Raw genomic sequence first — 11,476 nt, 5'->3', positions numbered from 1 at the left:
GGATTAAAAACGCTTTTGTAATCTGCATGCGCATGAAAGAAGAACATCGGAAAGCCGTATGAAGGAAAACTTCACGTACGGTTTGATGAGGAGGGGCTGAAATAATATTCAGCCTTTCACTCTAGGGGATACTCCATTACTAGTTGCATAATTAGCTGGTACAATTGTGCGACAGTTTGCGAACTATTCACGTTATCTACTAATGAAGCGGAGAGAATTATACTCAACCGTAGTAAATCCTCCCTAGTCACAATAAAAAATGAGTCTTTGAAATGAGATTCAAAGACTCATAAAAATGGTCTTACCTTATATAACACTCCAATCTGGAAACTCGATTTGATGGATTCGACAAGCTCGACGTATTAAGCTTCTGAAACGATCAGGGTTTTCTAGTTTATTGATCTTGTCAAAGTGTCTGTTATAATACTCGATATTATGCTGTAAAACATCAGCGGTTTGTTCACCGACTTCTTTGTTTGATGCGCAGCTCCAACAATAAAACCAGCCATCCTTCCAGCTATCTCCGTCATCGATGTCTAGAAAGTCTCCGCATCGAGCGTCACATAAATGGGCTGAGTAAGCGTCTAATTCAAGGTTGTCAGCTTTAAAGTAAGGCGATAATAATTCAAGTAGATTGTCCCTATCCACTTCAAAGTCGAATATCCAGTCGAAATATTCGTGAAATGGGTGTGGTCTTGTACTCCGATTTACTGCTAAAACGAGGCCTTCTGTTTCAGTGATTTTGTTTATAATATTAGTTATTTTAGTGCGCGTATACTCATCATTATAGTCGTAGTCGGAACTTAATCCATAATAACTTGCACGTATTGGCCGCCATACTAATAGGTTTTTCTGAATATCCCTTAGCTTCAGTGTGTATTGATAAATTTCCTGTGCAAAGATGCCATCATCACCTTCGGTAAGTATAAAATCTTTGTATGCCCAAATGATCTCATCCAATTCCTCAATTAAATCATCAGCCTCCCATTGAGCGTACTCATTGGATGTAATGAACGTCTCCCAATTATCTTTCCAGTCAATATACTGCTGTCGTATGGACGAATAATCAAAATAGTAAGGGTGCTCATCGTCTTGGGTGGAAAATTCATGTGTATTAGCATCATGATATACTCCATGGCAATCGTCACCACAAAAATAGTCTCCGAGTTGGCTCACTACATAATTTTCATTGAGTGGCAGGTTACATTGTTTACACAAGATTATTACTTCGGTCAGATCTTCTATATTTGGTTCTTCTTTTTCCTTATTGTCTAATAGCAATTACATATCCCCCTTCTGGAAGTCTATTCATTGAAATTAAGGATCATTAAAATTTGCTGATTCGTATTGTGCGCTGTTACTACTGCATCTCTTATGGTATAAGAGGTACTTGTCCTAATTTCATTATCATCTGAGTAATTCTTTATAACTTGCCACTGATATACATCAAGCACTGCTTCTATGAATTCAGTAACTAATTGTCCAAGAATCTGGTCATTACTTGACCAATGGGGAAGTGCAGTCTCTAAATCAATTTCAACTTGATTGAAATCAATATCTGAAAAAATAGCATCCATTTTATCGGAATCAGTAGAGTCGGTACTAATGATCTCAACTAAGGTTTTATAACGCTTGAAAAAATCACTCCTTAATGAGATCAATTCATCATGGGTGGCATATTTCACGATTACTTTTGGTTGTTCCTCTACCTGTGGTTTTTCAAGCTGGATTGGAATTCTTGCAGCGATATAGTCACTGAAATAATTGCTGATCTTCTCAGTTTCATCGATTGTTGGTTTCAAGGTAAGTTTCATTGCAATACCTTGAATTGAGTTGTTTTTTGTATATATTTTTATGTCGTAGGTTTCAAAAGAGTAAGAATAAGCCCAATATCCATCTGTTGTGTTGAATTGTTCTTTTGGTTTCCCAAGGAACTTCTCTATCTTTTTTTGGTCGTCTCCAACAATCAAATCAGTATTCAGACCTTTACCCAGTTCACTGGTGAAAATATAATCGAGAATTCCACTCCAAGTAAAATACAAGTCAAAATCCTTGGATTTGAAGCTATAGTGCATATTTTCGTCAAAGTCTAAATTTTGAGGGAGTCTGTCGACAACCGCAGAGAATGGTACGCCAACCTTCCAACCATCAATTAATAGCTCATCGAGAAGCTTACTTTCATTTTGCTTATTTCCTTCAGTGGTTACAGTAGCAGTTGTATTCGATTGGACTTCTGAAGGTGCAGGATTATTATTTTGTTCTGCCGACTGATGGATTTCATTTGGTATCGAATTAATATTTGCTGGCGTATCAGCATTGCAACTTGTCAAAATAGCAGAAATTATACCCACTCCAAAGAGCCACCTATACTTCATACATTTCATCTCCCCAATATTAGTTGATTGTTACGACCGGGTAAAGAATGCTCCTAGTTGCGTACAAACACCTACTTTCATGTTAGTTGCCACTCATCACTAGTATACATAGGCATCTTCTAGAACTCTTTTATGAGGCGTTTATAAATATTAATAGTAACTAATATTACTACTAACTATTAAGGCTTCTGTGGTCAAGTCGAAGAAACTTAAAGAAATTGGTGCAGGATTCTTATAAAGAAAACACACACGTGATTGAAGAAAACGGGAAATATATTGGTAGGCGTTCTTACTAAAACACAAACCAAATTATTACGCGACACGATAGATGTGCTGAATATCAAAAAGGTTCAGATTGTTGTGGGCATTTGCATACTTATTGCGTTGGTGCTATCATTTTTTATAACGACATTGATAAATTCATCAAGACATTATTGGGAGCGTGATAAAGTGATTAATGATAAAGCGGATGATTTATTAAACGATGAAGTTGAACAAAATGAGATTTTAGACTTTATTGATAAGAAATATGGTGTAAATCGACTTATTACTCAAAGGACAATACAAAGATGGTTAGAGGCGTTGGAGCTTGACTGTATTCAACCTAGACCAAAAAGAAATAGGGATATTAGATATAGGAAATCGGATATCTTAAAACTAGAGAAGATAAAAAGAGTCGATTTATTAAGGAAAAGGAACAAGGAGTTAGAACGTAAAGGAAAAGAAGTGATTGCAACCGGGATGAAAGAGGGTTTTGAAAGCGCAACGCAAGAATATTACGAATCGTTAGCCAATATGACAGTGAAAGAAAGAAGACAACGAGAAATTGATGATATGTATGATTATAGTGTACCAGCATTAAATAAGATCAGAGAAGATAAAATAGAAATGTGTTTTAGGAAGTTGTTTCCTGATGTTAAGTTTGATAAGAAGCACTTGGAAAGGATTTTGTTTACCATAAATGAACCATCTATGCATTCTGATCTAGAATATGGACAGTCAGTGGTTGAATTAAAAGAAAAGGCATATATAAAAAAATATACAGAATAAAAAGTGTAATCTTTCATCTAAAACAAAACGTAAAGAGGGGAGGGGACTAAATTTGAAAGAAGAAATTATTAAAAGTAAGCTACGTGTTCAAAAACATGGAGAAGTTTTTACACCTAAAAAAATTGTGAGCAAAATGTTAGACCTACCTGAAATAAAAGAAGCATGTGAAAATATTTCCCAAACATTTTTAGAACCATCAGCGGGGGAAGGAGCATTTTTAGTAGCAATACTAAATAGAAAGCTAAAAAAGGTGGGAAAAGACCATAATAATAATTTAATTCAATTTGAGAATTATTCTTTATTTGTCTTAACGACACTTTATGGAATTGAAATATTAGAGGATAATGCTCAAACATGTGTGATGAATATGTTTCAACTATATTATGATAACTACCAAGAACAAGTTCAACATCATAACGGAAAACTAAAGAAAAAGGTGTTAGATAGTGCCAAAGAAATTATTTCATCAAATATTAGGCAAGGGAATTTTTTAACGAGGAAAGCAATAGATGGTAAACCTTTGATATTCAGTGAGTGGTTTCCGATTAATGTAAATAAAACAACCAAATACATTAAAATACAGCGAACAGAATATACTTTAGATGAAATACATGAAAAAATAGAAAAAGAATCTGGAAAGGTTATTAATAAAACCGCACAACAATTTATTCAATTAGATATGTTTGATATACTAGAAGTAGATGCTAGTGAGATTGAAAATGAAATGCAAAAAGAGATGCGATATATACCTGTTAATATAATAGATGTTTGTAAAGAGGAGATGGAGGAAGCAAATGGATAAGACAATAATTAAGCCTTTTGATGAAGTTGAATATAAAGTGTATGGTTACACTTTACCTGAAGTTCCCAACCATGATGGTTATGTAAAAATAGGCGACACTACACGTGAAGCGGTAACGAGGATTTTCGAACAAGTAGGTACAGCAGGGTTAAATCCTGAAATATTATTTGAAAAAGTAGCTCGGAAATCCGATGGTAGGTGGTTTCGAGATAAAGATTTACATAAATTCCTGATCTTAAATGGAATCAAGAGAAAAAATTTTAATGGGCGTGCTGATGAATGGTTCTATTTTAATGGAACGATTGAAAAAGCTGAAGAACTAACGAATAAATTTATCAATCTTGACTACGACGAGAGCCAAATTGATGATAAGCATTCAGGCTATATTTTGCGGAATGAACAACAACAAGCTGTTGAAAAAACATATGAGTATTTAGAAAATGATCAATATGATCAAGAACCGAGGGAATTCTTGTGGAATGCGAAACCGCGTTTCGGAAAAACTTTAACAACTTTCGATTTTATAAGGAACTTAAAAGCAACCAATGTTTTAATTGTAACTAATAGACCCGCAATTGCAAATTCATGGTTTGATGATTTCCATAAATTTATTGCGTGGCAAGAGCCGCATATGAAGTTCGTTTCAGAAACAGAAGCATTAAATGGAAAAGCTATGACAAGAGAACAATATCTAGAGTTTATTGATACATCATCTTATTCTAATCCTTCGCAGATTACTTTTATATCATTACAAGACTTAAAGGGAGCCAAATTCGCTGGTGGTATTTATGAAAAACTGGAATGGTTTTCTGGATTGAATTGGGATTTACTAGTTATTGATGAAGCACATGAAGGAATTGATACAAAAAAGACAGATATAGCATTTAGTCAAATAAAAAGAGACTTTACGCTTCATTTATCTGGTACACCATTTAAAGCATTAGCTAGTAACAAATTTACCGAAGAGCAAATATTTAATTGGTCTTATGTTGATGAGCAAGAAGCGAAAGGAAATTGGGATCCAGCGATTAGTAGCAATCCTTATGAAAATTTACCAACTTTAAATCTATTTACTTATCAAATGAGTAAGATGGTGGAAGAAGAAGTTTCAGAAGGGATAACTTTAGAAGAGGAAAAAAACGTTGATTATGCTTTTGATTTAAATGAATTTTTCAGAGTAAAAGAAAATGGACGATTTGAGTATGAAGAAAGTGTAACACGTTTTTTAGACAACCTTTCGAAAGGGAAATTCCCATTTTCTAAAAATCAATATCGTAATGAGTTAAATCATACGTTTTGGCTATTACCTCGTGTTAATGCAGCAAAGGCACTCGAAAAATTATTAGCTGATCATCCAATTTTTAAAGACTATAAAGTGATACTTGCAGCAGGGGATGGAGTTAGTTTACATGAAGGTATTGAAATTGAGGCACTTGATTTAATAGAGAACATAAAGAGTTTTGACAAAGTAAGAGGTGCGATTGAAAAACATAATAAAACGATAACGCTATCTGTGGGACAACTGACAACGGGTGTAACGATTCCTGAATGGACAGCTGTATTAATGTTAAATAATATTGAGTCTCCTAGTTTATATTTTCAGGCTGCTTTCAGATCACAAAATCCATATGAATTTGAAAATAACGGGATACTACACAGGAAAAAGAATTCGTATATATTTGATTTTTCACCTAATAGAACTTTAAGGCTTTATGATGATTTTGCTAATAATTTATCGGGCAGTGGCTTCAAGACGACAGATGAAAGAAAATCTAAAATTAAAAAGTTATTAAACTTCTTTCCAGTTATTGCTGAAGATGAAAATGGTGCAATGCATGCAATAAATGCTTCTGAAGTCCTAGCAATTCCTACTCGTATTACATCGAAAGAAGTAGTGAAAAGAGGATTTATGAGTAATTTATTATTTGCTAATATATCAGGTATCTTTTCAGGAGATTCACCTTTTAAAGAAATTCTAGATAAAATACCGCCAGAGAAAAATAAAAGGCTAGAGAAACGACGTGAAATATCTGTTACTAATCCCCATCTAAATGATGATGGAGAAGTAGAAATACCGAAGGAAGTAGTGATAGGTAGATCTAAGGAGCTTTTCGGTGAAAAGATATATACAACAATAGAAGTTGTTGATGAAGTCGTATCTTCATTTGAAGAAGCTGAAGAAAAGCAGAAGGAAAATATAAAAAATTTAGCTAAAGATATAACAGAATCTTTTTCAGATGGCTTTACTAATTTGAAGGATTCATTTAATTTAAACAAAGAACAAACTAATAAATTAAAAGATTCAGTAAGTACTGCTATCGAAGATATTATAAGTAAGAAGAGTCTGACTTTAAATAATCAAGTAAAAGAGTTAGAAAGAGAATATGAAAGCAAAAAACAAGAAGCAGAAACAATACAAGATGAGTGTGTATTAGAAACAGCAACTCAACAATATGAAAAAGAGAAACAAAAAATTGAAGAGTCTTTTGCAAAAGAGATTAACAAAGAAGTAGAAAAAACAATTAATACTGTTGTGGGAGAAGAAATAAAAAAAGTAGAAGAAAAGAAAAAGAAAACAACTGAAGATGATGTTCGTGATCATTTACGAGGATTTGCACGTACAATCCCAGCGTTCTTAATGGCATACGGGGATGATGATACTAAATTAACAAACTTTGAAGTAAATATTGATCCAGATACGTTTGTAGATTTAACTAGTATTACAATAGATGAATTTAAAAAACTTCGCGATGGATTTGAATATATTGATGATGGAATAACAAAAACAATCCAAGGATTATTCAATGAGGTTGTATTCAATGCTAGTATCCAAGAGTTTTTAGATACTAAAGAGCGCTTAGCAAATTATTTTGACGATAGTTTGCAAGAAGATATTTTTGATTATATCCCACCGCAGAAAACCAATCAAATCTTCACACCAAAAAGAGTAGTTAAAAAAATGATTAATGTCCTAGAAGAAGAAAATCCAGGTATATTTTCAGATGAAACAAAAATATTTGCTGACCTATATGTTAAAAGTGGTTTGTATATTACAGAGATAGTCAAGAAATTAAACGATGGATTGAAAGAAAAAATTCCGAATCAGCAGGAACGTATTAAATGGATACTTGAAAATCAAGTATATGCATGTGCACCAAGCAATATTATTTATAATATCGTTAAAAATTTCATCTATAATGATATGATGGATATTTCGATGAAAAATTTAATAGAAGTCGATACATTGAAATTAGCTAGTGAAGAAAAGTTAAGTACAAAAATCTATGAGGCGTTTGGAGATGATAAAGTGAAATTCGATGTAATAATAGGAAACCCACCTTATCAGGATGAAACGATAGGAGATAATAAAACCTATGCTCCACCAATTTACCATAAGTTTTTGGAAGAGTCTTATAAACTAGCTGACAAAGTAGAAATGATTCATCCTGCCCGATTCTTATTTAATGCAGGAAGTACACCGAAAACATGGAACGAGAAAATGTTGTCTGATGAACATCTGAAAGTTGTAGATTATTTCGATGATAGCTCCAAGGTGTTTCCAAGTACTGATATTAAAGGAGGAGTTGCTATAACGTATAGGGATAAGGAAAAAGTCTTTGGAGAGATTGGAATTTTTACAGTCTATGATGAATTAAATTCAATTCTGAATAAAGTAGCTTCTAATACTGAGAAAACATTGGATTGTTTCATTTCTGGTCGAGGAGTCTATAAGTTATCAAAAGCTGCTCACGAGGATTATCCTGAAATTGAGGATATACAGTCTAAGGGACATAAGAATGATATTGGTACAGGGGCATTTAGGTTGTTAAAAGATGTTATCGTTTACAAAGATAAGCCTAAGCACGAAGGGGAATTTATTCGTATTTTAGGACTTGAGAAGAGTCAGCGTATGTATTATTGGATGGATAAAAGGTATCTGGATGCTCCAAATAGTTTTGAGGAGTATAAAGTGATTATGCCCAAAGCTAGCGGAAATGGAACATTTGGTGAAGTGATAAGTTCGCCATTAATTTTAGAACCTAATGTTGGTGCTACAGAAACATTTCTTTCAATTGGCGGATTTTTAACCAAATACGAAGCAGAGGCCGTTTTAAAATATATTAAGAGTAAATTCACAAGAGCAATGTTAGGTGTCTTAAAAATAACCCAAGAGAATACACGAGATAAATGGTCGAAGGTCCCTATTCAAGACTTCACTGATGAGTCAGATATCAATTGGTTAAAATCAATATCTGAAATTGATAAGCAGCTATATAAAAAGTATAATTTGAGTCAGAATGAAATTCAGTTCATTGAAGATAAAGTAAGACCTATGGAATAAAAATAAGTAAGAAATTCACATGAATGGATTATGAGGTATTCAATATGCTTAGAATTTATCTATAGATCTCAAACAGTTAATATATCTTGTATATCAAGGAATACAAGCCCTTGGCCTTCGCTGGTCAAGGTTTTTTATCTTTCCCTTTACATCCCATAATGCGGATGTGTAATCAAGGTGAAAATAAATAAAAGTGATGGAGATTGGTATGAAAAAACTGGGGAAGTAACTTTTTTTAATATTATCGTTTAGTCATTCCTATTACTTGCGATATTTGATTATTTTTAAGAAAACAATCAAATATCGCACTTGAGCATCACCAATCAGCAAGATGGAATTGACGAATTTATCTGTAAGAGGTATATCAATCGCTAGCTTCAATAGAAAACTTAACATCCTATGCTTCAAACGAAACTCCAAGTAGTATAATGGTAATAAGAAATGAAAGGCGGTGTTGTCTATGAGCGTAAACCGCGAAGAATTAAAACGGTTGATTGATAAAATTACAGATCAAGATGCTGCAGAAGTGCATGATATTATTGGCTATCTAAATATGAAGCGTGAAAAGGATGCATTGAAAAGCTTAGAAGAAGCGAGTAAGACAAGTATAGATTTTTGGGATAACACTGTAGATGACGAGGTATGGAATGGCGTATAAGTAAGGAAATGTATTTTGTGATATTTACCATTTCAGTGCATTCTGTTTTCCTTGCAAGAAGGACAGCCTTATCTCATTGAAGGTGTAGTGAAAAAGTAAGCAAATAAAAGATTGATTCTATGAGCTAGCTCACAGCCGACTGACCGAGTAAACTCTCACAGGGGGGGTTCTCTAAATAAGTGTTAGTCGATCTCTGTCCTGAACTACCAAAGCATAGTTAATGTCTATGCTGATCGTAAAAAGAGAAAAAGCCTCCGAAGGGAGGCTTTTTTAATCGGCACAATTATCTTGAGATAATGGCGACACGTAATTAAAACGTTCAGATAAGCACCACAGCCAACGGAGTTGGCGGGGAATATAGAGTATTAATAACTTAAATGATATAAGATATTCATGATCCGGTCAACAATTCTATCTATTTCACTAAAATTTATTTGAGATCGAAAATCTCTAGTGCTGTGGTTGCTTTATTAGTGAAAGCTTCTAATTTAGCTGAGAGAGTAGTTACCTGGGCAGAGAGAGAATATCTGGTGAGTATAGATGTACAAGTTTAACCATAAGTACCTATACAAATGATCACCATCTTGAAGTATTGGATAAGGAAAATGTATGTTAATTTGATAAGAATATGATTAGGTACGATATAATTTTTTATATTACTACGCCTGTCGATTAACTAAAATATAACAACAAAGTATTGAAAAAAGGTCGTTCGCTCGGTAAAGTTAATTCCACCATAGAATTTAATTGATGAAGAAAAACGTGTCATCGTTGTTCACTATGCCAAGTTCGCAGATTGTAGACCTTCGATTATTGGGCTGATAGGATTAAGGAAGAATATGAGTTTAAGTTGCAGTAAGTGAACTTCATGCCAATAGCACATGAGTTTTTTAATTTCCAAAAAGCTTAATCAAACTAAAAGCTGTATAATATAATTTTACCATCAATAACTCCACAAAAAGAGCGAGTCTGTATCAAAAATTAGATAGGATTTTCTTTTTTTACTGCACGAAAAATAAAAAAACCCAGCTCTGCCAACGAGGCTGAGAAGGGTTTTTATTGAGTATAGCCAGCTCTACTAACGAAGCGGAGAAAGCTATACTCAACCGTAGTATTCCTGTATAATCATGATAATATGTGTGTAGCGTAAAGTCAAGCAAGGGCTAATAGTTATATAGACATTACATAATTAATGATGAATATAGGATGTGTAGCATGAGATACAGAATATATTTTGATGAAGCAAATAAGATTGACCAGCCGGATAAGATGTATTCATATTATGGTGCATATGGAGGCAGTGAGCAGGTTATGACGGAAATAATTAGCTCTGTGCAAGGCATCTTCGAAAAGTTGGGTACCAAGAGCGAATTACATTTTCGTGAGTACAATCATGATAAGCATTTGGAGAAGTACTTCAGGGTGCTTAACCATATTATTAACCAAGAAATTAATATTAATCTCCTTGTTGTCAACAACATGGAAGCTCAATCCATCGCTCAACAACTCGATTTAACAACGATGGAGTTAAGGAGTCTATTCTACATTAAAATACCAGAGCGGCTATTCTACGGTATTACTCGCGAACTTACTGATCAAATGGACGTAGAGATTAAAATTGACCACAATGATGAATACGATGTGCTTGGATTGCATTCCAAAATTAAAGAGCAGATGAATGCCCATTCTGTCTATAGGAACAAAAGATACAAAATTACATCCGTTGAGTCCGAAAAATCTCATGAGTCTATTCCTTTGCAAATTATTGATACCTTTATGGGAATCGTTGTATTCTTGATGGAGCAAAGCTATACGGGGAAGTCGGATGCTGTCAGAATCAAAAGTGACCTTATCTACCGTTTTCTATCTCAAGGAAGCAATGTGGAGCGATTCCAGAGTCAAATAAAATTGTATGCTTGGAATGGCAGTGAAAACTTATCCGAACTGTCCATTGGCAATTATATGTCCAGATTCTTGATTCATCAAACACAGTATGATGTGGAGGAAATGAACAGGCTGCAAGCTATTCGATTGCGAAATCCTGATTTGACGTCCAAGGAATATCGAGAGATGATGGAGTATTCTAATTCGCGTTTTCGAACGTTGCTAGGATATTTGGATGAACTGGATGGTAAGGGTAGGAATACATTTCTAATGTGATAAAATATCTCACCGAATGGCGAAGGCTCGTTATGGAGACACATCCGCCTAAATACTTGCTTGTTGTAGATAATGTAGCTCGACTCGCT

At 34.0% G+C, this 11,476-nt stretch carries 7 protein-coding genes; 5 read left to right on the top strand and 2 right to left on the bottom strand.

The features are described from left to right. Positions 1-306: 306 nt before the first annotated feature. Both AC1TPB_RS10130 and AC1TPB_RS10125 read right to left on the bottom strand, forming a co-directional pair. Positions 307-1,281: a hypothetical protein gene (locus tag AC1TPB_RS10130; RefSeq protein WP_482076354.1), complete on the bottom strand. Its 975-nt coding sequence runs from the start codon at positions 1,279-1,281 to the stop codon at positions 307-309. A 23-nt stretch (positions 1,282-1,304) separates the two neighbouring features. Next, the gene (locus AC1TPB_RS10125; protein ID WP_482076353.1) at positions 1,305-2,375 is read right to left on the bottom strand and encodes a hypothetical protein; all 1,071 of its coding nucleotides are present in this window, start codon (positions 2,373-2,375) and stop codon (positions 1,305-1,307) included. A gap of 255 nt (positions 2,376-2,630) precedes the next feature. Between AC1TPB_RS10125 and AC1TPB_RS10120 the strand changes: the two genes are divergently transcribed. From AC1TPB_RS10120 to AC1TPB_RS10100, 5 genes are all read left to right on the top strand, one after another. After that, positions 2,631-3,425: a hypothetical protein gene (locus AC1TPB_RS10120; RefSeq protein ID WP_482076352.1), complete on the top strand. Its 795-nt coding sequence runs from the start codon at positions 2,631-2,633 to the stop codon at positions 3,423-3,425. Between the two features lie 52 nt (positions 3,426-3,477). Beyond that, the gene (locus AC1TPB_RS10115) at positions 3,478-4,227 is read left to right on the top strand and encodes an N-6 DNA methylase (RefSeq protein ID WP_482076351.1); all 750 of its coding nucleotides are present in this window, start codon (positions 3,478-3,480) and stop codon (positions 4,225-4,227) included. Next, positions 4,220-8,569 (top strand): Eco57I restriction-modification methylase domain-containing protein, encoded by a 4,350-nt coding sequence (locus AC1TPB_RS10110; protein WP_482076350.1) that lies wholly within the window; start codon positions 4,220-4,222, stop codon positions 8,567-8,569. Before AC1TPB_RS10115 ends, AC1TPB_RS10110 begins: the two co-directional genes overlap by 8 nt. A gap of 460 nt (positions 8,570-9,029) precedes the next feature. Then, positions 9,030-9,227 (top strand): DUF2281 domain-containing protein, encoded by a 198-nt coding sequence (locus AC1TPB_RS10105; RefSeq protein WP_482076349.1) that lies wholly within the window; start codon positions 9,030-9,032, stop codon positions 9,225-9,227. Positions 9,228-10,442: 1,215 nt separating this feature from the next. Further along, entirely contained in the window at positions 10,443-11,387 is a 945-nt protein-coding gene (locus AC1TPB_RS10100) for a DUF3800 domain-containing protein (RefSeq protein ID WP_482076348.1), read from the top strand. Positions 11,388-11,476 lie beyond the last annotated feature (89 nt).

The sequence above is a fragment of the Paenibacillus sp. Y951 genome, assembly GCF_056786395.1.
Note: the sequence above shows the minus strand (reverse complement) of the source record. Positions and strands in the feature narration are given on the sequence as shown.

Coding starts and splice junctions, on each gene's coding strand:
- AC1TPB_RS10125 (WP_482076353.1), bottom strand. CDS start 2,375: ATGAAGTATAGGTGGCTCTTTGGAGTGGGTATAATTTCTGCTATTTTG.
- AC1TPB_RS10110 (WP_482076350.1), top strand. CDS start 4,220: ATGGATAAGACAATAATTAAGCCTTTTGATGAAGTTGAATATAAAGTG.
- AC1TPB_RS10100 (WP_482076348.1), top strand. CDS start 10,443: ATGAGATACAGAATATATTTTGATGAAGCAAATAAGATTGACCAGCCG.
- AC1TPB_RS10105 (WP_482076349.1), top strand. CDS start 9,030: ATGAGCGTAAACCGCGAAGAATTAAAACGGTTGATTGATAAAATTACA.